The organism is Spirochaetota bacterium (assembly GCA_034190085.1).
GTDB lineage: Bacteria > Spirochaetota > UBA4802 > UBA4802 > JAFGDQ01 > JAXHTS01.
Map to the genome: position 1 here is coordinate 23,361 of JAXHTS010000045.1, position 22,662 is coordinate 46,022.

Here is a 22,662-nt window from a genome sequence, read left to right on the forward strand (position 1 = left end):
TTTATGGTACTTTTGGTAATAAAAAGTAAAGAGGATTATTTTTGCATAAAAGATGGTGAATATCATAAATGTCATATTGACAAGGCAAGCGTATATCCTCTTGATAAAATAGATACTGTAAGATCGCATATCGATAATTTAATAAAAATCGGAGAAGAAGACGCTTCTCTTTATAAACTTACAATTAGTGAAGAACCATGTAATATCTAGGGATTATTCTTAATCGCTTAATATTAAATAGAAATTTTTCTGATTGTAATATTCAGAAATTACTTTAAGCGTATTCTTATAATTTTGGCAAACAAAATGAGATTGATATTAAAGGACTTAAGGAATCTCATACTCCAGGATGATGAGAAACAGACTAATTTGGCTGGTTACAAATGGCTGAAGGTTCAATACTGCGCAATTTGTAGAACTGACGCCAAGATGTGGGACCAAGGTCATAGAGATCTCGTATTACCAAGGGTATTAGGTCATGAAATGGTAGTTGCCGATTCACTCGGGGGAAAATACATAGTCTGGCCTGGTGACTGTTGCGGCACATGCCGTTATTGCAAAAGCAATCGTGAAAATCTATGCGATGAGATGAAGATCACAGGATTCCATCATGATGGTGGTTTTTCAGATTATGTTCATGTTAAAGAAGAGAGCCTGATCCCACTTCCGATAAGCATTCCCCTGCAAATTGGGACTTTTGCCGAACCTGTAGGATGTGTGTTTCATGCCTTAAACAAGGTAAATCTTAACAGGGATGAAAGAATTATCATTTATGGCGGCGGTACCTTGGGAATAATTACTGCATTGATTGCAAAGGAAATGATGGTCAGTCCTATTGTTATTGAAAAAAATGAGGAAAAAATTGATAAAATAACACCTTTTCTCGAATTCATTGGTGTCCCCTGTGTAAAGAATATAGATGAGAGTGAATTTGATGTCGTTATAAATGCATGTCCTGATCCCATTGCTTTTGAATTAGGAATAGATAAACTTGCTAAAGGAGGTCGCTTTTCATTTTTCAGCGGACTCAATAAGAATCAGTTGATTGGAAGCGACCGGATAAATCTTACACATTATAAAGAAAATGTACTTTATGGCTCATATGGACTTACACGAAAAAACATGTACCAAGCAATTCATTACTTAAATAAATTTTCCATACTATTTGAATATCTTATTGAGGAGATTATCACTCCTGAAAAAGTACAGAAGGCATTGGAAGATGTTCTCCGAGGAATCTCTTATAAATATATTCTTGATTTTACAGGACAATAGTATGTTAGAATACTTTTAACAAAAAAAAAATACCCTAAACATCATTTATTTAGAGAGTAAAACTAAAACTTGTTAATCGGTTTAAAGATCGCGTTATCATGGTTGTCGCATTAAACGCTATATGAGATTTCATTATAGTTCACAAGGCAGGTAAGGGTGTATGAAAGACTGAAAATTATCGGAGAATAAAAAAAAGCCCCAAGCTGCTACTTGAGGCCAGGGTTTGGGGTTACCCTAAATTGACATACAAAGTCATATAAGTGTATACAATATAATATAAACATGGTGTACGTGTCAATTTAAAAAACCAATTTTTTATAGAAAAAAAGGGAAAAATTGTACAAAAAATTTAGAAAAATTCACAATAATACATATTATTGTGAATCAATATTACACATTTACACTACATTTAGATCTATTCAGCATAAATGAAAGCAGCGTTCTTTTTCACATTATCACTTATTTAATCGAATCGAGTGGCTAACTTTACTATAAGAATCAAAAATTGGAATTTGAAGCCCTTTGTAACCTATCCATGATCGCTCTTCCAAGACCTACTTCTGGCACTGATTGAGCATAGATTATATCAACCCCTGATGCATCCAATCTGTGGAGAAGAGGAAATAATCTAGCCGTTGCCTCTCTCAGATCACCGTTAGGGGAAAGGACTTCTATATTTGCATTGGGAAGGTTATTTTGCAGAGCCTTAAAGGCTAAAATTCCTATTCTTCTGCCATTAGGCTTAATAGTATCGATATTTTCAATTATTTTCAGTGGTGTTTTTGGTGAATAATGATAAGGTAGTAGACCTGGTGATTCTGGTATTATCTTATCCATCTCTGGTATTCGTATCTTCCCAACCACCTTTTCAATTTCCTCAAGTGGTAAGCCACCAAATCTCAATAAAAGGGATTCAGATTCATCTATTTTTATTATTGTTGATTCAATACCTACAGTGCACTCACCCCCATCGAGAATCATATCTATTTGGTCTCCAAGATGTTTTTTTACATGTTCAACCCTGGTAGGGCTAAGATATCCAAATGGATTGGCGCTGGGAGCCGCTATCAGGGTTTCAGATTCCCGGATTAGTTCAAGTGCAATCCTGTTAGAAGGAATACGGATTGCTACTGTTGGGAGACCGGCAGTAACAATGTCTGGAACAATTTTGGATTTTGGAAGTACAATTGTAAGGGGTCCAGGCATAAATTTTTTAACAAGTCTTTGAGCTATCTTGTTAAAATTATCCGTAAGCGCTTCAAATGAAGATGGAGAGGCTACATGTATGATTATGGGATCAAAGTAGGGGCGATTTTTAACCTCAAATATCCTTGCTACAGCCATGGGATTTAAAGCGTCAGCACCAAGTCCATATACGGTCTCAGTTGGGAAGGATACCAGGCCTCCTCCTTTGATAATTTTTGCCGCCTTTTTAATCTCTTCATATTTTAGAAAGGGATCAGATCTATTCGTCATAAATACATTACTCATATAAAAATGATGTGTAATAACAGTAAATTATTACTGAATTCAGTACTTGTATATTCAACTGCCTATCAGAAATTGTGATTTTCAAATTAGATGATTATGGTAGTAATTGTCTCACAAAGTCTTCACATTCCTTTTTATTCATCATTTTAGGTACGGGATAATATGGGTGAGCTTCATATAACACACGTTCAGCAATTAATGGAATATCTTTCTCTTTCAGCTCTTTAACGGTTGTTGGAATGTTCATGTTTTTATTCATCATCTTTATTCTTTCAATGAATTTGAGTGATAATTCTTCCCTCGAATCACCTTCATTCCCAATCTTTGCGGCAATAGCAAGTTTGGCCAATTTTTTTTCAGCTTTTTTTCCATAAAATTCTAGCACGTAAGGTAAAATTATTGCATTTGCCAAGCCATGCGGAACACCATAAAGTCCGCCCATGTTATGAGCCACAGCATGTACATAACCAACTGATGCTCGTGTGAAAGCTGCACCAGCGTAAAATGAAGCTAGCGCCATATCATTGCGTTTTTCAAGATTGGAACCATTCTTATATACATCCTCTAAAGTATCAAATATAATTCTGGTGGCATTTTCCGCATTCTCATTTGTGAATTTACTTCCATTCAAACCAATATATGCTTCAATAGCATGAGTTAATGCATCCATGCCTGTTGTTGAAGTTAGATGAGGTGGCAATCCAAGCATTAATTCCGGATCCAAAATTGCTACTGGTGGCACTAACTTAAAATCGGCTATAGCGAATTTTTCACATGATGAAGCATCGGTTACTACAGCAGCCACGGTGGTCTCCGAACCTGTTCCGGCTGTTGTGGGTACTGCAAATAGAGGTGGTAATTTTTTACCAATACCTACTTTAAACAATCCCCTCATTTTAATAACTGGACGCTTCCTATTAGCAAATCGGGCTGCAATAATCTTGGCACAATCCATTGGCGAACCACCACCAAAAGCAATAATACCCTGGCAGTTCTTTTCAAGATAAAGCTCTAGCCCATCTTCAATATTATCAATAGTCGGATTGGGCTGAACCTTATCAAAAATTGTATAGGTAATATTTTTTTCTTTAAGTCCAGTAAACAATACTTCTAGAAGCCCTGTATCCATAATCCCCTTATCCGTTACTAACAAAACGTTCTTAATCCCCTTTGCTAGTATGATTTCAGGTAACCCTTTTATTGATCCTGCTCCAGCGTGTAACTCCGGTACAGGCATTGGAACAATTGGTAAGATTACTTTTCCCACTCCATGAAAGAGCCGATATAGTGCTTTTTTTAATAACCAAATCATTATAAACCTCCCAATTAAAATAATTATGTTACCTTGATACTCTGCTTCTACGCTTAGTATCTATGTTGTCAAGGATTTGAGGATTTAAGTGAAAAGACGAATTAAATAATTTTTATCACTATAATATCGATCCTTTCAGTTGCAAGCAAAAAAAATCCCTAACTAAAAGATTGAGATTATTCATGTAAATGAGAGATAATGGGTTCAAATAATAAAATATTTTTTTTTTGATTTTTTTTAACTAAGCATTTATAATCATATAACAAATAAATGAAAAAACTAATTATCTTATTAAGAACTCTAAACAATAATACAAATCAATGTTGTAAGCAATTAAACATGAACACTATTTATACAAAATTTAATTACAAAATATTAGCATAATAGTTTTATATAACAAGGAGAAGAAATAATGAAGGATTATTTAATAATGGGAAGTGTTTTTGTTATTATAAGTGCTGTAATAATCACATTATCATATGTTAAATACAAATGGTTTATTATTACAAAATTATTATTTATTTTACTCCCTACAGTAATTATAGCTGTATTTCTTGGGTTTATGTTGGTTGACATCGCTTCCATTACCTGGAGATTGGCCGTCTTATCAACCTTTGGAGTCCTGATTGCATTTTTAGCGATGAAGTCAATCAATAGAGTTGTTAATGATCCGATTTTAATAATGCAAAAAGCGGTGAGGTTTCTGGGGAATGGAGATTTGACTAAAAGGATAGATTTTCATTCTGATGATGAAATGGGAAGTTTATCAGCAAGTATGAATAATTTTGTTAGCAATATGCACAAAGTGATTTCGGAATTTATAAATTTTGCTAATCAGTTATCAAATTCCACTGAAGAGATTAATTCAACAGCTCAAAGCCTTAGCCAGAGCGCAAGCGAACAAGCTGCTAACATTGAAGAGATATCATCATCAATGGAAGAGATTGGAGCTACCATTTCACAAAACACAGAGAATGCTAGGAGTACTGATCAGATAGCGCAAAAGACCTCTAAGCAAGCGGAAGAGGGAGGTAGGTCAGTAGAGGAGACAGTTGCTGCAATGAGAAAAATTACAGAGAAGATCAGTATTATTGAAGACATAGCCTCTCAGACCAACCTATTGGCGCTGAATGCAGCTATTGAGGCGGCAAGGGCAGGAGAGCATGGTAAGGGTTTTGCGGTAGTTGCTGGGGAAGTAAGAAAACTTGCTGAAAAGAGTCAAACAGCAGCTAAGGAGATCAGCAGTTTAGCAAGTGCAAGTGTTGATGTTGCTGAGCAAGCAGGAAATCTACTGAAAGAGATTGTTCCAAGCATTAAAAAGACTGCTGATCTTGTACAGGATATTACTTCTGCATCTGAACAGCAGGATACAGGAGTAAATCAGATAAACAACGGGATGGATCAGTTAAATCAGGTATCGCAACAGAATGCAGCATTTTCTGAAGAACTATCTGCAACATCTAATGTTTTACGGGAACATTCAATTTTTCTGCAGAAGGTTGTAGCATCCTTCAATGTTGAAAAACAAATTTTAGATGAAACCAATGAGAAAGAAGCGATTCCTGAGATTGCATATACTGCTTAATCTTTATGTATAACATTACGTTAGATTATTAAGTATATTTCATTCCTATGAATATAAAACAACCACTCAATAAACTATAATACAGGTATATGTTTTTATGAAGCTGTCATTGAAGAATATGACACTAATGAACAAACTACTAATCCCGGTAATATCAATAATACTATCTTTTATTGTGTTTTATATCTGCTATTTGCTCCCCTTAGTAAAAGAAAAAGTTATAGATGAGAAGAAGGCAAGGATAAAGGGAGTAGTGGAGTTGGGTATTTGTACATTAGAAAAATATAACGAAAGACAGGGGAGGGGGCTTGTTACCCCTATAGCAGCAAAAATAATTGCTAAAGAGTTACTTAAGAGCGCTAGGTTTGGTAGAGATGGAAACGATTTTCTCTGGATCAATGATTATCATCCTAAAATGATAATGCATCCCTATAATAATAAATTATATAAGAAGGATTTATCTAATATAGCTGATACTGATGGTAAGAGTGTCTATATTGAAATAGTAAAAATATGTAAAAAAAATGGAAGTGGCTTTGTTGAATATAAGGGACAATGGCTTAATGAGAGGCATAAAACTGTGCCAATAGTGTCTTTTGTTAAGGCATATGACCCATGGGGCTGGATTGTTGGATCGAGTTTTAATTTAGACAATGCTCAACAGGAAATAAATGCCCTATATTACAAAGGAACAATAATTCTATTAGTTGGGATGTCATTATTTTTATTAATAATCATATATACAAGCAGGTTGATTGTTAAGTCTATTCAGTCTAGTCAGAAATATGCACAAAATATTGCTAAGGGAGATCTGTCAGTTGATATAAATATAAACAGCAAGGATGAAATTGGTCAATTAGCATCTTCTATGAGAGATATGATTGTTAAGTTCTCAAAGGTGATAAGAGGGATTGTTGAGACAGTTAAAGCTCTGACAGATTCCACAAATAGTATAAGTACTACAACAAAGGATTTGAGTCATTGTGCTGGTGATCAAACAACCAGCATTGAAGAGATAAGGGTATTCATGAAGGAGATAGGAACTATAATTTCACAGAATGCAGAAAATGTAAAAAATACTGATAATATAACCCAAATGACAGCCTTGCAGGCAATGGATGGGGGCAAAGCGATAGGGGATACCCTTGATACCATGAGGATGATAACAAAGAAGATAGATATAATTGAAGATATCGCAAGCCAAACAAACCTACTAGCGTTAAATGCAGCAATTGAGGCTGCAAGAGCGAGTGAACATGGAAGAGGTTTCTCCATTGTCGCATCGGAGGTTAGAAAGCTTGCAGAGAAGAGCAAACTAGCGGCTAAAGATATCAGCACGCTTGCAATAGAGGGTGTGTCAGTAGCGGAAAGAGCAGGGAAGCTTTTTGGTGAGATTGGTCCAAACATCCAAGAGACAGCGAAGCTTGTTCAGGTTATTTCTGATGCTTCAAAACATCAGAATATAAATGTTCAGCAAATTAATTACAGCATTGAACGCTTAAGACAGCTTACACATCAGAATATAGCATACTTTGAGAAAGTTGCATCCTCTACACATGACATATCCACACATGCAGCGAGGTTGTTTAAAATCATAGGTTACTTTAGAATAGGAAGAAATTTATCTTCTCCAATGGGAAACAAAACCTCGAAAGTGTTATTGAGTAGAGATATGCCTGTTACTGATTCAGATTATAAATTATTAGAGAGTAATGTGACATTGCAATCAAATATCATTTCGCATTCAAATAAAAAGATACCTAAAAGATAGTAATCAATTTAGAGGGATGGATTGTGTCTCTGATCAAATGCTATAATTAAAGGGGCATAATACGATTAATTTGTTAAGTAAATATTTTTAATATAATGAATTAATTTTTCTCTTTTTTTTTCAAAAAAATTCGGTTATAATTTAATTTATCACTTGGATGTCAAATTTGTCGAAAAAATCGTATTTATTAATTGATATGTAACAATGTATGCCATCTCTCTTAATCTTTGGAGGGAGGGAAATGCCACTAATAATATACATGAATCCCCATAAAGATGGATGGAAGATGAGGAATTATGTATAAAAGTTAATATGATAGTCTATATATCTATTAATACAATTTAAGGAGGCGAAGGAGATATGAGAATCTTAAAGGATGGCATTTGGGGAAGGATAAAATTATTATTTACTGGCACCATAGGAAGCAAAATTTATACTATTGTTGGAGTGATGTCTTTAATGGCGTTAGTAATGGTGCTTTCTGCAATATGGTTTGCCAACACCCTCAGTTTGGCAACTGACATTGTGAGGATGGAAAGGGGACATACTGTAGCTTTAATTGGCGCGAAAAATAGCATGTATAAATATTTACAGACTAAAAGCAGAAATTATATACCTGAATTCTGGGAATATTTTAATATCGCCAATACTTATGAGATGATATTTTCAACACTTCCTGATGTAGTCTCAAATAACTCAGCTGATGATGCTGCAAATATAATTGATAGTACTTTTGCAGAGATCAGTAATGAAACGGCACATATTATGGTCAGTAGACTCAAGCTACTCTCCGGTAATGAGATTGTGAAAAAGCTGATCTCAACAATTGCAGAAGCTAGGCAGGCCTCTGAAAGGTATGAGGAGTTGGCAGGAAATATCTTCAGAGAGAAGAATACTATAAAGAGAATGAAGATAATCAATGAAATAGGTAAGGTTGAAAAGGAATTAGCCGATATTCCAATAAAGTTTTCTGAAGCAATTGCTGAGTTTTCAAAATATTCCACTACTCTTGTAAAACAGGCTTTATGGATTATCTGTATTGTATTAATAGCAGTCTGTTTATCAATTTCTATATTTATTGTACGATCAATAACGAGTTCCTTGCGCACGGTTACAGCAAGCTTAAAAGATATTGCTGAGGGTGAAGGCGATCTAACTGTGCAATTAGAGGTAAAAACTAGCGATGAGATTGGAGAACTGTCATCGAATTTTAACAAGTTTATCACAAAAATTAGAAATATAATTACAAAAGCTAAAATGAGTTCGCATACTTTTGCCAGTGCCTCAGAACAAATTAAGGCAACTTCTCAGAGCTTGAGCCAGAGTTCGAATGAGCAGGCGGCAAATGTGGAGGAGATCACCTCATCCATGGAAGAGATTGGAGCAACAGTTTCACAGAATGCTGATAATGCCAAGAATACTGATGTTTTGGCTCAAGATACCTCCAAGCAGGCCGAAAACGGGGGAGAGGCTGTTCGCGATGCTGTGAAAGCCATGAAAGATATTGCTGAGAAGATAAACCTTATTGAGGATATTGCATATCAGACTAATCTTTTAGCGCTTAACGCTGCCATTGAAGCAGCGAGGGCCGGGGAACATGGAAAGGGTTTTGCCGTTGTTGCAGTGGAAGTGAGGAAACTCGCTGAGAAGAGCCAACTGGCGGCTCAAGAGATAGGTGGGCTGGCATCAAATAGTGTTATTCGTGCAGAGAAAGCCGGGGGGCTAATCGATGAGATTGTGCCAAATGTAAAGAAGACTGCAGATCTTGTTCAGGATATTTTTAGTGCATCAGAACAACAGGATTCTGCAATAGGGCAGATAAGCAGCGGCATGGAACAGTTGAATGAAGTAACACAGCAGAATGCGGCATCCTCTGAAGAACTCTCATCAACAGCAGAGCTTCTAAGTGATCAGGCCTCTGCAATGCAGGAACTGATGGGTTTCTTTAAGACCGAGACAGGGTCAGATGCATCTTCATCTGCAGGAAATATTGCAATGCAATCAGATACGATTGAGGAAGAACCTTATTCTAACCTCAATACTGCATTATTGGAATAGCATATTGATATGAATTGAGAATCGTCTAATAATATAGTCATTGTTAAGCGTAATAATTATTGATGGAGGGGCTATGGAGAAGGAGCGATCTGAAGAAGCAACGCAATGCGAAAATGATATTGAACAGTATCTAACCTTTCATCTTGGAGATGAATTATATGGTTTTAAGGTTAACAATATTAGAGAGGTTATAGAATATAATCAAATTAGCAGTGTAACCCAAATACCCTTAGTCCCGGAATATATTAAAGGAGTGATAAACCTGAGAGGAGAGGTCGTGCCTGTAATTGACCTTTCAATGAGATTTTATAATCATATGAATGAAATAACAAGGCGTACATGCATTGTTATGATTGAAGTTGAGGATGAGGGTGAAATAATTCTTGTAGGAGCAATGATCGATGCTGTCAATGCTGTTGTTGATATTCTTCCAGATGATATAGAGAGCACAATGGGATTTGGAGCTAAAATACGATCAGATTTCATCAGCGGTATTGGAAAGATAGATGATGATAAATTTGTAATCTTGCTGAATCTCAATAGGGTACTGAATATCGATGATATCTCCAATTTTGGAGAATCTGATACAGACCTGAACACATTGATGTTATTAGGCAGCGCTAGTTATTCCTGATGTCTTAGTTCTTCAGCAATATAATAGTAAACAAATTGGATGAGATGGAGTTTTGGTAGGATGAAATAATATGAAATTATTTAAATAACAATATATGAATTGTTCACCTTTCGTATTCAAAGACTATTTCTATTATCGATCAAAATTAGAACCGATATCTTGTAAATTGTAAATAATTGGAGTTTAAAAATATAAAGAATGGAGAGATTTATTATATCGCTTCATAAATAACGATTATATTTTCAATAGGAGTATCGTTATGGGAAAGACAATTTTAGTAGTTGACGATGCACAATCTGTTCGTCAGGCTGTTGGATTTACGCTACAGGAGGAGGGATATGATATTGTTGAGGCTGAAGATGGGGTGGACGCATTGAATAAGTTAGATGGCCAGCATGTAGATATGATAGTATGTGATGTTAATATGCCGAATATGGATGGGATTACCTTTATTCAAAAGTTAACTAGCGATGAAGCCTATGCGTCTTATAAATTTACTCCATTGATAATGTTAACAACTGAATCTGGTGAAGATAAAAAGGCAGAGGGGAAGAAGGCTGGGGCAAAGGCCTGGTTGGTTAAGCCATTTAAGCATGAACAACTTATCAGCGCAGTAAAAAAATTAATGTTATAAGGTTGGATACACGAATAGACCTTTCATTTATAGCAAGGAGGGGAGCGAGGGAGATGGATATACATATTAAGAGTGATGATTCCAAGAAGACTTCAATGGCTATAGAAGGAGAGATGACGATATACTCAGCAGGTGAAATAAAAAATGCACTAATCGAGTATCTTACTGATTGTAATGAGATAAATATTGATCTTTCAATGGTTAGTAAAATTGATACATCTGGATTTCAACTTTTGCTTCTTGCTAAAATAGAATCTCAGCGAAGAGATATCCCATTTAAGATTTTGGATACAAGTCAGGAAGTTGAAAATATATTTAATCTGTTTGGTGAATCCTACTAATTTTTGAGAGGAATGTATGGGATCAAAGAAAAAATATGACATGCAGGATGCAATCAATGCTTTTTTTCTGGATTGCCGGGAAATGCTTGATGAGATGGAAAGTTCTCTTTTGCAGCTTGAAAAGGATATCAGTGATGAAGAATCCATTAATTCATTATTTCGGGCAATTCACACAATAAAGGGCGCATCTGGGATGTTTGGTTTTGTTGAGATAGAGAAGTTTACACATATAGTAGAAAATATGTTAGATGATGTTCGAAAGGGTTTAATACAGGTTGATAGTGATCTTATTGCTCTTCTTCTGAAATGTCATGATTATGTTGATAAGTTAGTGGTTCTTTTTGAGGACTCAAAGGACAACGTGCTTGATAAAGAGATGACTGAAACTGGTGAATCTTTATATCAAAAATTGAATACATATCTATCTACCTCATCGAAATTATCTGATAGCAACACATCTAAAAGGCCGGAATTATCAACTGACACCCTTCAATCAGATGGGAAACAGGTTTTAAATGAATGCTGGCATATATCAATAAGGTTTGGTGAAGATGTCTTTAGAAACAGATTGGATCCAATGCCCTTTATAAAATACCTTGGAGAGATAGGCGAGATCGTTAACATTATAACCGTATGTGATAGAATTCCAACTTTGGAAGAGATTGATCCTGAGAGTTGTTATCTGGGATTTGAGATCGATTTCAAGGGCAATGTGGATAAAGAAATATTAGAGGATGCTTTTGAATTTCTGATTGATGATTGTACCTTGAGAATTCTTTCTCCAAAGAGTTCAATATCTGAGTATGTTGAGCTTATTCAGAATTTGCCTGAGACCCCCCAGCGTATCGGAGAGATTCTAACGAAGATCGGCACATTGACTGAATTGGAGCTTGAAGAGGCGATTCGATTGCAGGAGGCCTTAAACAAGGTTTCGGATGAAGATCAAAAAAAACCACTAGGCGAGATTGTTGTAGAAGAAAAGATGGTACAGGAATCTGTAGTAAATGCTGCCCTTGAGAAACAGACACAGGTAAAGAAGAATATACGTTCTATACGTGTAGATCCTGAAAAGCTTGATCACTTAATCAATTATGTTGGCGAACTCGTTATTACAGGCGCAAGCGTTAAACAGCTATCAGAAAAGCTGGGAGATACAGAATTATTAGAATCGGTTTTACAGATGTCCAAATTGATCGAGGATATTAGAGATAGCACGATGAATGTGCGGATGGTTCAAATCGGAGATACATTTAGAAAATTTGAACGCGTTGTGAGAGATTTGAGTCATGAGAGGGGGAAGGAAATTAAACTTATAATAAATGGTGGTGAGACAGAACTAGACAAAACCCTGATTGAGAAGATCAATGACCCACTAATGCATCTGGTGCGAAATGCAGTGGATCATGGAATCGGCACACCGGAGGATAGAGTAAAAAAGGGTAAGCAACCTCAGGGGACCATATTATTAAACGCATATCATGGAACAGGAAGCATTATAATTGAGGTTAGTGATGATGGTGGCGGACTTAATCGAGAAAAGATACTGAATAAATCTATTGAAAAAGGTCTGATACAACCTGGCCAGGATATATCTGACAATGAATTATATCAACTAATTTTTGAGCCTGGATTTTCTACTGCTGAAAAGGTTACCAACATATCAGGACGTGGCGTAGGTATGGATGTTGTAAAGAAGAATATACAATCCTTAAGGGGCAATATCACTATTGATAGCAAAGAAGGGATTGGCACTACAATGAGAATTCATCTACCACTAACCTTAGCCATTATTGATGGTTTTATGGTTAAGGTAGGCAGTGTCTTTTATGTATTGCCATTGGACATGGTGATAGAGTGTTCAGAAATAACAGCCGAGGATATCAGCGGAAGCGATGCGTATAACTTTCTGAATTTAAGGGGAGAAATTCTTCCCTTTTTAAGGCTTCGGGATTTTTTTAATGTTACTGAAGGGAAAAAAGAGCGTGAGAATATTGTTGTCGTCGAATATAATCAGAGAAGGATTGGCCTGGTAGTGGATAAGCTGATCGGAGAATTTCAAACGGTTATCAAACCATTGGGTAAAATCTTTAGAAAACTTCAATGGGCTATAGGTGCAACAATACTGGGCACTGGAGAGGTCGCTTTAATACTTGATGTGCCAATTCTTATTCAACACTTACAATCAATCGAAAGCAAAGGTGAAATATCTAAAGAAGTTATGAGAGAAGTTGCTGGAGCAACATTTTAATATTCAAAAATGGAAAAAAAAATAAAAGTAATGATTGTGGATGATTCCGCCTCGGTTCGCAAGGTTATTGGCGAAATTATCGACTCAACCCCAGATATGGAGTTGATGGCTGCTGCGCATGATCCCATTATTGCGATGCACCATCTCAAGAATCAATGGCCTGATGTGATGATTTTAGATATAGAAATGCCTCGCAAGGATGGCATAACATTCTTAAAGGAGATAATGAGGGATAGACCTACTCCTGTAATCATATGTTCAACACTTGCTGAAAAGGATGCAGAGATCACAATGGAGGCCCTCTCATCAGGCGCTGTTGAAGTTATTACAAAACCAAAGGTTGGAATAAAGGACTTTCTCAATGAGTCTATTGTTACAATCACGGATGCTGTACGATCAGCCTACAATGCAAAGGTAAGTAGACTAACGCTAAAGTCCAGTCAGAAATTATCGGCTCCTCCTAAACTTACTGCTGATGTTATACTGTCTCCACGAGCTGAGAAAAGTGTTGTAACCAGCAAGGAAAAATTTGTAGCGATAGGGGCATCAGCAGGTGGCACTAACGCGATAGAGAACGTGTTAAAAGCATTACCTAGTAGTTCACCGGGCATAGTTATCGTTCAGCATATGCCAGAGAAGTTTACCAATGCCTTTGCTCAACGTTTAGATAGGCTCTGTGACATTGAAGTGAAAGAGGCAAAGGATGGCGATGAGGTTCGAAATGGCTGTGCAATAATCGCACCCGGTAATCGCCATATGCTTATTTCTATAAAGGGTAAAAATTTATATGTTCAAATCAAAGACGGACCACGTGTATCCCGTCATCGACCTTCTGTTGATGTCCTTTTTCGATCTGTGTCTAAGGTAGCTGGGAAAAATGCTCTTGGCATTATTATGACCGGCATGGGTGATGATGGAGCAGCTGGTATGATGGAGATGCATAATGCTGGAATAAAAACCATAGCCCAGGATGAAGAGACATGCGTTGTCTTTGGTATGCCTCATGAGGCAATTAAACTTGGCGGTGTGGATGAAATATTGCCATTGAATAAAATGGCGGATGCTATAATTAGTTATTGTAACTAAAAAGAAACAGAGGTGAGTATATGAATCATCAAATATTCGAAAATTTAAGAGAGAAGGCTGATGAATTCGGTTCTATAGCTAAAAAGGTAAATGAATCTTCAAAGACAAGAAAAGCATGCTCTGAGAAAGCTATGGAATATATCGATAAATCCCTAAAGATTGGTGAGGTCTTAAAGAAAGACCTTGAAACAGTTGCAAATACGAATATTATAATGAGAGACCAAGATAACGTTGTATTGAATACATGCGTAATTCTCAAGTCAAACATCAATGAGCAAATTGATATGATTAATGATCTGAAGAAGAGTGTTTCCATTAATGCTGATATTATTGAAGACTGCATATCAAAAATTAACTATCTGTCTGAAGCGATAGATGATGCCTTATCAAATATCCAGAAAATAATTAAAATGGATAATGAAATAATCCTTATAGATGATAAGATCTTAATGTGCAAACAATTACAGCAGGATTCTCTAAAAACATTAAAGGAGATAACAAAAATTAGCCTTCAGGATGCAAAGAAGGCTATCAAGGGTTCATCCTCTAATTTGGAACGCGGTCTGCAAATGGTGGAGAAATTTCAAAATGTTCAGCAATTGATTGAGGATAATAATCTCTCTGAATTGAATAATCTCATCAAAGAGGCAAGAAAGGGATGGAATATCGCTGTTGATGTAAATAAGAGTTCATCATCACAATATGAGTTTGCAGAAAAGGTAAATAACTTTACTAAGCAACTGCACAGAGATTCAATCTCATTAAGGGATATGGTTGTAGAGAAACATAGAATTTTTGAAGAGAATCTTCAATACATTACTGTTCTTACCGTAATACTATCGCTTAAGTTTAAGAAATATCTTCAGATTGAAGAGTCGCTTGATAAGATGGAATATAACGGCGATATTCATGAATTAATTAATCGAATTATGATCAATGTAAAAATAGCCTGTAAAGACATAAAGAATGTGAGTTCCCTAAACTATGATATGGCTGACAGCAGCCATCTCAATAATGAGATTGAGGATAAAGCGGTAAAATCTACAGAAAAGGAAATTGAATATTACGACAGCACAGCAAAGGAAGTTGGGGTTATGACTGAAGCAACCAAATATCCAATAGAGGGTTCAGGCAAGAATATTAAAAATGGACAAATTCTAGAAGATTATCTAAAAAATCTTCTAGATCAGGAGAAGCATTGATTAAGCATATATTTTAATAAATAAAGGAAGATTGGATTGCTTATGAGTGATGTCCAAAAAATAATAGAAGGCATATCAACCATTGTTAATGAGATAACGGAGACAGCAAGATATGTGAATAGTGATTCGCATAAGAGAAAGAGTATTACCTCAAATAGTCTATCATTAATTGAAAAATTGATTGAAGAGAGCGGGACCCTGAAAACAAAATTTGGGGAAATACTCCAATATCTAAAATCCTCATATAATGGCATTGATAGCAATTCAGGGGAATTTAAATCAAATGTTGAACATTTTTCAGATATTCTTTTAAATCTCGATAATATTAAGAAGACATTGAATACCCTTGAAAGTGAGATAGATAATCTGAATAATATAATCGAAGAGATTAAGAACGATACAGAAGAGATTTTTTTATTAGCGATAAATGCATCAGTTGAATCTAGCAAATATTCGCATAATGCAAAGGTATTCGATGTCCTTGCCAACAAATTAAATGAGATGTCGAATTTTATTAATCAAAACCTAATTAGCATAGTAGATGTTGTGGACCCGATTATCGATGGCATTGGAAAATTGATCAATGAAAATTCAATTATTCTAAATGATATTACTGAGGGCCATAAAAACTTCATAGAATTTACGGACATACTTGATAAACAGAAAAATGCGGTTAATGAGTTGATGTTAAAGGTAAATACATCAGCGGAAAAAATAAATGACCAGAAAATGATGCTTGAAGATATAAACGAAAAAGTAGGTCAGATGGATACAGATGCAATTGGAGCGATCACGGGTTCTGGAAATGTTATAAAAGCCGGAGAGGATCTTCAATTAAAAACACAGGAGGTAATCTCAGCATATAACGCTAGCAAGGACTATATGGAAATAATTGATCATATTCATTCTCAATCCTCTTCAATATGGCAAACAGCTGAGGGTGTGAATACTAAATCAAAGAGTCAATTAGAATTTTCTTTAAGCTGTGTCGCTTTTTGTGACTCAATAATATCTGAATCAGCTGAGTTACAAAAAACCACTACGATTGTGAAAGAACAGTCAGTCAACAATAACAATACGTCAAATTATATGTCACAGGCTTTAGGTAAGCTTATTTCTCAGCTTAATGAAATTGAGAAAAAAATTGTATACTCAAACAACGCCATACAGAAATTTATTGAGGATTATGAACAAATTAACAGTATAGTTAACTTTCTTAAAAGCATATTAAAGTCTATGAAGGTTATTGGGATGTATTCTCGAATTGAATCTTCTCGTGATCCGAATGAATTTGAGGGATTCATGACAATTTATGAAAATATAAATCGATTACAGAACCATATACAAAAGAATGTTCCTAAAATTGAAGAGAATATAAATTCAACTCAAGTAATAATTGAAAAAATAAATCTCTTTCTCCAAAGTATCTCTTCTGTCTTTTATGCAATATCAAATAATTCAAATAGCATCATTGTAAATCTTAAAGAGATTACAAATTTAAGTGCTGAAACGGAGAGTGTTGGTCAATCCATAGTTGAAAAATCGATTGAGATAGACACATTATTAAATGAATTGAGGGGTTTTTTACTTGAATTGACTGAGGTTGTGAAAAAACCCATTGAAGGATCTGCGGCAAATATTACAAGAGGCAAAACAATAGAGAGTAAATGTATTGAGGTTAAGGAATTGATAACTCAAGATGAGATAGCTGATGATGTAGTTTATGAAAATCAGCTTCAAGCTTCCTGTTAGCTGAAATAGCCAGCATCTAATCTTACTTTATCGTCTTCTATTTTGTAATTGTAACTTCACTTTCAGCTATGAGCGATTATTATAGCTCTATGTTGAAAGTTAATTGGATGGATGTAAGGCAGTCTTAATGAGAACAGGGAGTTAGTATTGGATTATCCAGAGCAGTGATTATTATTCTCCTAGCCTTACCCTCCTGTTATGCACTTGTAATCTCTTTACCATAGACTCCATATTTTTTGAATTTACAAATCCATTTTGGATAAAATATTCTCCAATGGGTCGCTGAAGATTACGCTGCTTTCCCATAATTGCCATATACTCAAATAGACTGATATAATCATTACGAAGAGCATATTCTCCAATTTTATCCTTATAGGTTTTTACCTGTAAAATCTCTCTAATCTCTTCTTCCGAAAGGATGTTCCAATCAATAGCTATCTGTCCAAAAAGTGGTCTTTGCCTTCTCTGCCAAACTATTGCCTGAATGAGGGTTCCCCAGGATATATAACCAGAATAGTAGATGAATTGGCCTATCAGAAGCTCCATATTCGGGATAATACCATTATAAAAGGGATCAGAAGCCCATTTTTTTCTTTTACTATTACTTTTGTTAGAATTATGGTCACTTTCTGATGAATTTATATTGTTAAGGCTGCTTAAATTGTTTTCTAAAAAGGAATATAACTTTTCATAAGCAAGATTTACTTGTTTAAACCTCTCTGCCATATCCGATTCGCTCTCGCCGATTGATTTGGCTCGGTCTGGATGAGTCTCGAAGGCCTTTTTTCTATAGGCTGTCTTAATCTCTTCCTGTTTTAATCCACTTATCAAATTTGGAGAGACCTTCCTGATGGGATCAAAAAGCAATAAAAATGCGTTGATAATCTCATCATCAACGGGTTTATGTGATTTGCCATTCAATTTCTCTTATTACCTGTTTACCCTGTATGTTCCTCTTCATGCATTTCTATAGATATAACTAATAATACTATTTTAATTCGGATATTAATGCTGCATTTTGGTTAGTATTGGATGAATATAAACTAAAAATATTAGTTCAATTACACTAACATATATATAATTATAAAGAATTTAGGATAAATCATCAACTATATTTATTCAATATTTTTAATTTTTCCCCCTTTGTGAAGTGCTTTTATAGAATCAGAATTGAAAATTTCTCTTGCTATTCCTGTTGTGCTATGATTCCCTTGTTAAGGATTATTTTTAATTTTAATGATCAATTTTTTTGTATTTCAAAGTTTAGGAAATAATGATTTTCATCATAATGAGCAAATAAGTGAAAGTGAATCTTAGGAATAAACTGAGGGAATAGAAATTGATATCTATAAAATTGTAAGAATATAGCCCATTTAAAAACATAAGTAGGAAAAATTATTGTGAATAATATTGGGAAAATGAATATAAGCCTTACATTTAAGGGGGCAAAAGTATGGAAGAATCTTATGAAAGGGCAGCTGGAATAATAAAGGAATCCAAGTGTTTAATTGCACTAACGGGCGCAGGAATATCAGTGGAGAGCGGTATACCAGATTTTCGTAGCCCGGGAGGTCTATGGGAAAGATTTGATCCCATGGAATATGCAAATATCAATTCTTTTATGAATAATCCCCGAAAGGTTTGGGATATGTTTTTTTCAATGAAGGATATAATAGGAAACGCAAAGCCCAATCCCGCTCATTTTGCGCTTGCGAGATTCGAGGAGATGGGCATCTGTAAGGCTGTTATTACCCAGAATGTAGATAATCTTCATCAGGATGCTGGCACACAGAATGTTATTGAGTTTCATGGAAATTTTAGCAGGCTTGAATGTCTCAATTGTGGGAGCAGTTTTAGACGTGATGAATTTGAGTTGATTGATATGCCACCTGAATGCAGGAATTGTGGCAATATATTAAAACCAAGCGTAATCTTTTTTGGCGAGATGATACCTCAGAATGCATTGATTGAGTCTCATCGTTTTGCTGAATCCACTGATGTTGTAATGGTGATCGGTACCTCTGCTCTAGTATACCCTGCGATGAATATACCCTATATTGCCAAACGTGTAGGCGCTAATATTATTGAGATGAATATTGAGCATACCAGTTTAACAGAATCAATAACCGATGTTTTTATTGAGGGAGAGATCGGCACAACCCTTGCAACGCTACAGAGTCATATCGAAAGGTTGATATTGCATTAGGGTGGTTTATTAATCCTATTTCTCATAGAAATTTTTGGATAACCCCTTTATTCTAGCCTTCTTTGCAGTAAGTTGGTTTTTAAATAATATTATTAATTTCGGATAACAAATTGTGAATAGAATAATCGCCCTTCCTGATTCAGTTAAGAGGATGATAGCAGCCGGTGAAGTAGTGGAGGGCCCTTTCTCTGTAATAAAGGAGTTGATGGAAAACTCAATTGATGCAGGTTCCACTAACATTGATGTTGAAATATTTGATAGCGGTTTTAAAAGAATGGTTGTCAGGGACAATGGTGTCGGAATATATAGAGAGGACCTGCCTCTTACAATAGTTGATCATGCTACAAGCAGGATCAGCGATATTAGTGATATAAATAAAATAACCTCATTCGGATTCAGGGGGGAGGCTCTTTCCAGCATATCCTCTATTTCAAAATTGTCAATACATTCCAGATCGAGAGAGGAGGATGTGGGCGCTAAGTTTGTTAGCTTTAATAATACAACGGACATTAGTGACTATGTAGGAAGGATCGGGACATCAGTCATAGTTGAGAATCTATTCTATAATACACCAGCAAGAAAGAAATTTTTGAAGAGCAAAAATTATGAGTTGAGAAAAATTAGAGAGGTTTTTTTTAAATTAGCATTCCCAATACCTGAAATAGCTTTTTCGTTGAATGTTGACGGTAAACGGGAAATAACGCTTCCTGCTGTAGGAAGCATTGATGATCGTATCCATCAGATATACGGTAAAACCATCATGGGTGATCTCTATTTTGAACGATTACAAGACCTAAAGATCGAGATATCTGCCTATTTATCTAAACCACACTTTATGAGATCATCCCGTTCGCTTCAGCTATTATATGTAAATAGGAGGTCAGTGGAATATCGATTCCTAGGCTTTCTTCTATCAAAGGCATATGAGGGACTAACCCAGAAGGGCAAACACCCAGCGGCTTTTATTCTGTTATCAATAGATCCACAATTGGTTGATATTAATATACATCCGGCCAAAAGAGAGGTTAAGTTTTTCGATCAGGGATATATCAATAACCTTATACTTGGTATATCAAAGAGGGTTCTTGGTAACCAGGCGCATAAAATTAGTTCGAATTTTTTGAAGCATGGGGAAGAAAAGGATAAAGATAATGATATTTCAGTAGAAAACCCAATCAATACGATCAAACCGGGTTCGGTGAATGACATTTTTCTATCAGACCATGTTGAACATGCTGATAAGAGTATAAAAAGCAGTAGGGGAGGGTGGCATGAGGGGGTTCCCAATCCAACTAATCGATTGAGATACCTAATTGATGATGTAGCAGGGTTGAGCAAGGAGATTGAGAAGCATAGCCAAGGGGATGATATTAAGTTATTGGGTATTATTTTTGATACCTACATCATGGCCGAAGAGGATGAAGCAGTCTATATTATTGATTTCCATGCGGCTCATGAAAGGTTTATCTATGATTCAATTATTCAGGAAGATTCAGACTTTGAAATTCAGACGCTTATATTTCCTTCAGTGATTGAACTTTCTATTGAAGATTACCAAATAGTGATTGAAAAGAAGGATTTTTTCAAAAAAATAGCCTTTGATATTGATAGCTTTTCTGATAATGCAATTATTATAAGGGGGATACCTGAGAATCTTGATCTTGATCTTGATGTTGAAGATTTTTTTATTGAGGTTGTTGAATCCCTAAAAACGAATGGAGAATATTCAAAAGACATTAAAACTATCATTGCTGAAAAGATTGCTTGTCATTCCGCAAAGAGATCAGGGGATACAATCTCTCCAGATGATGCCAGGATGATAGTTTGCAAGGCCCTGAAGGGAGACTATGAACTAAGATGTCCCCATGGAAGGCCATATATTCATAGGCTTGAAAAGAGGGATCTTGAGAAAATATTTCATAGGATATGATGAAAAAAAAGGTAATATTAGGAATTAGCTCATCTATTTCTGCGTATAAGGCCTGTGACCTCATTCGTCTTTTTGTTAAGGCTGATTATTCGCTTTACGCAGTTTTAACTGAGAGGGCTACAAATTTGATAACACCGCTTACGCTGGAGAATCTTTCCGGTAATCCTGTATATACAGATAGCTTCGCAGTCGTTAGAAGGGATATGGCTCACATAGAATTGAAGGAGAACGCCTCCCTCATGCTAGTGGCCCCTGCAACTGCAAATATTATAGGTAAATTCGCAAATGGGATAGCAGATGACCTTTTGAGCACAACATTTTTATCAGTAACCTGTCCTGTTGTAATTGCTCCAGCCATGAATCCCAATATGTGGAATCATCCTGCCACTCAGAGGAATATACAGAGACTCAAATCATGGGATATAGTATTTGTTGAGCCAGAAATTGGCGAGGCGCTCTGTGGTGATGAGGGTAGGGGCAAGCTTGCAGATATACAAAAGATATTTGAGGTTTCAGTTGGAGCCATTAAGGGATAGAAAGATTATTGTTACCGGAGGCCCAACCCGTGAGTGGCTTGACACCGTGAGATTCCTATCAAATCCTTCCTCAGGGAAGATGGGAGTTGCTATTGCTGATGAGGCCAGCGCTAAAGCAAGGGAGATAGTCTTTATACATGGCGCAATGGATAAAGCCCTATTAGCGAATAAATCCTATAGGATGATCGATATTGATACAACAGTTGATCTTCTAAATGCTGTACTCTCAGAGATAAGGGATAATTCTGTTTTGATCATGGCTGCTGCCCCTGCTGATTTTACCCCTATCAATAAATCAAAAACAAAGATTAAAAAGGAAAATGAAGAGCTTGTTATTAAACTAAAGAAAAATCCAGATATTCTCAAAACTGTAGCTAAAATTCGTGCTGAAGGGGGTATTGATAATCTCTTTATTGTAGGTTTTGCCGCTGAGACAGAAGATATGGAGTTCTATGCTCTACAGAAGCTTAGAGAGAAGAATCTGGATATGATATGCCTTAATGATGTAAGCAGATGCGATGCAGGATTTGGAACGGATACGAATGTTATCACGATATTTACAAGGAATAGGGAGCGAATAGAGCTTCCCCTCCTATCAAAA

The 22,662-nt window shown here is 35.7% G+C and carries 18 protein-coding genes and 1 pseudogene; 16 read left to right on the forward strand and 3 right to left on the reverse strand.

The genetic code is table 11. The features are described 5' to 3' along the window. Positions 1 to 3: 3 nt before the first annotated feature. Together SVZ03_07905 and SVZ03_07910 are read left to right on the forward strand one after the other, a co-directional pair. Positions 4 to 210, forward strand: coding sequence for a hypothetical protein (locus tag SVZ03_07905; GenBank protein MDY6934132.1), 207 nt, complete (start codon positions 4 to 6; stop codon positions 208 to 210). A gap of 96 nt (positions 211 to 306) precedes the next feature. Beyond that, positions 307 to 1,275 carry an alcohol dehydrogenase catalytic domain-containing protein gene (locus SVZ03_07910; protein MDY6934133.1) on the forward strand — a complete coding sequence of 323 codons (969 nt, stop codon included), beginning with the start codon at positions 307 to 309 and terminating at the stop codon, positions 1,273 to 1,275. Positions 1,276 to 1,773: 498 nt separating this feature from the next. Here the strand turns inward: SVZ03_07910 and SVZ03_07915 are convergent, their stop codons facing one another. Further along, on the reverse strand, positions 1,774 to 2,751 hold the full coding sequence (locus SVZ03_07915; protein ID MDY6934134.1) for an L-threonylcarbamoyladenylate synthase: 978 nt from the start codon (positions 2,749 to 2,751) through the stop codon (positions 1,774 to 1,776). Positions 2,752 to 2,860: 109 nt separating this feature from the next. Next, entirely contained in the window at positions 2,861 to 4,078 is a 1,218-nt protein-coding gene (locus SVZ03_07920) for an iron-containing alcohol dehydrogenase (protein MDY6934135.1), read from the reverse strand. A gap of 640 nt (positions 4,079 to 4,718) precedes the next feature. On the opposite strand from SVZ03_07920, the pseudogene SVZ03_07925 reads away from it, so the two are divergent. The 10 genes and pseudogenes from SVZ03_07925 to SVZ03_07970 all read left to right on the forward strand — a co-directional run bounded on the left by SVZ03_07925 (position 4,719) and on the right by SVZ03_07970 (position 17,389). Next, positions 4,719 to 5,540 (forward strand): annotated as a pseudogene (locus SVZ03_07925) (methyl-accepting chemotaxis protein). A 250-nt stretch (positions 5,541 to 5,790) separates the two neighbouring features. Next, positions 5,791 to 7,434 carry a methyl-accepting chemotaxis protein gene (locus SVZ03_07930; GenBank protein ID MDY6934136.1) on the forward strand — a complete coding sequence of 548 codons (1,644 nt, stop codon included), beginning with the start codon at positions 5,791 to 5,793 and terminating at the stop codon, positions 7,432 to 7,434. Positions 7,435 to 7,794: 360 nt separating this feature from the next. After that, positions 7,795 to 9,492, forward strand: coding sequence for a methyl-accepting chemotaxis protein (locus SVZ03_07935; GenBank protein ID MDY6934137.1), 1,698 nt, complete (start codon positions 7,795 to 7,797; stop codon positions 9,490 to 9,492). 73 nt (positions 9,493 to 9,565) lie between these two features. Beyond that, positions 9,566 to 10,126, forward strand: a complete 561-nt coding sequence (locus tag SVZ03_07940) for a chemotaxis protein CheW (protein MDY6934138.1) — start codon at positions 9,566 to 9,568, stop codon at positions 10,124 to 10,126. 259 nt (positions 10,127 to 10,385) lie between these two features. After that, positions 10,386 to 10,760 (forward strand): response regulator, encoded by a 375-nt coding sequence (locus tag SVZ03_07945; GenBank protein MDY6934139.1) that lies wholly within the window; start codon positions 10,386 to 10,388, stop codon positions 10,758 to 10,760. A 53-nt stretch (positions 10,761 to 10,813) separates the two neighbouring features. After that, positions 10,814 to 11,101, forward strand: coding sequence for an STAS domain-containing protein (locus SVZ03_07950; GenBank protein MDY6934140.1), 288 nt, complete (start codon positions 10,814 to 10,816; stop codon positions 11,099 to 11,101). Between the two features lie 16 nt (positions 11,102 to 11,117). Next, on the forward strand, positions 11,118 to 13,349 hold the full coding sequence (locus tag SVZ03_07955; protein MDY6934141.1) for a chemotaxis protein CheA: 2,232 nt from the start codon (positions 11,118 to 11,120) through the stop codon (positions 13,347 to 13,349). A 9-nt stretch (positions 13,350 to 13,358) separates the two neighbouring features. Further along, entirely contained in the window at positions 13,359 to 14,435 is a 1,077-nt protein-coding gene (locus SVZ03_07960; protein MDY6934142.1) for a chemotaxis response regulator protein-glutamate methylesterase, read from the forward strand. Positions 14,436 to 14,455: 20 nt separating this feature from the next. Further along, entirely contained in the window at positions 14,456 to 15,637 is a 1,182-nt protein-coding gene (locus SVZ03_07965; GenBank protein MDY6934143.1) for a hypothetical protein, read from the forward strand. A gap of 42 nt (positions 15,638 to 15,679) precedes the next feature. Continuing rightward, positions 15,680 to 17,389, forward strand: a complete 1,710-nt coding sequence (locus SVZ03_07970) for a methyl-accepting chemotaxis protein (protein ID MDY6934144.1) — start codon at positions 15,680 to 15,682, stop codon at positions 17,387 to 17,389. Positions 17,390 to 17,560: 171 nt separating this feature from the next. On the opposite strand, the gene SVZ03_07975 is transcribed toward SVZ03_07970, so the two are convergent. Then, a complete protein-coding gene (locus tag SVZ03_07975) occupies positions 17,561 to 18,310 on the reverse strand; it encodes a J domain-containing protein (protein ID MDY6934145.1) in 750 nt (249 codons plus the stop codon). A 532-nt stretch (positions 18,311 to 18,842) separates the two neighbouring features. Here SVZ03_07975 and SVZ03_07980 point away from each other — a divergent pair. The 4 genes from SVZ03_07980 to SVZ03_07995 form a co-directional block, all read left to right on the forward strand. Next, a complete protein-coding gene (locus SVZ03_07980; protein MDY6934146.1) occupies positions 18,843 to 19,595 on the forward strand; it encodes an NAD-dependent deacylase in 753 nt (250 codons plus the stop codon). A gap of 112 nt (positions 19,596 to 19,707) precedes the next feature. Next, a complete protein-coding gene (gene mutL / locus SVZ03_07985) occupies positions 19,708 to 21,525 on the forward strand; it encodes a DNA mismatch repair endonuclease MutL (GenBank protein MDY6934147.1) in 1,818 nt (605 codons plus the stop codon). After that, complete coding sequence (locus tag SVZ03_07990; protein MDY6934148.1) at positions 21,522 to 22,061, forward strand: flavoprotein; 540 nt, start codon at positions 21,522 to 21,524, stop codon at positions 22,059 to 22,061. Before mutL ends, SVZ03_07990 begins: the two co-directional genes overlap by 4 nt. Further along, positions 22,042 to 22,662 (forward strand): phosphopantothenoylcysteine decarboxylase (locus SVZ03_07995; protein ID MDY6934149.1); only part of this gene is annotated, 621 nt, incomplete at its 3' end. The genes SVZ03_07990 and SVZ03_07995, both read left to right, overlap by 20 nt.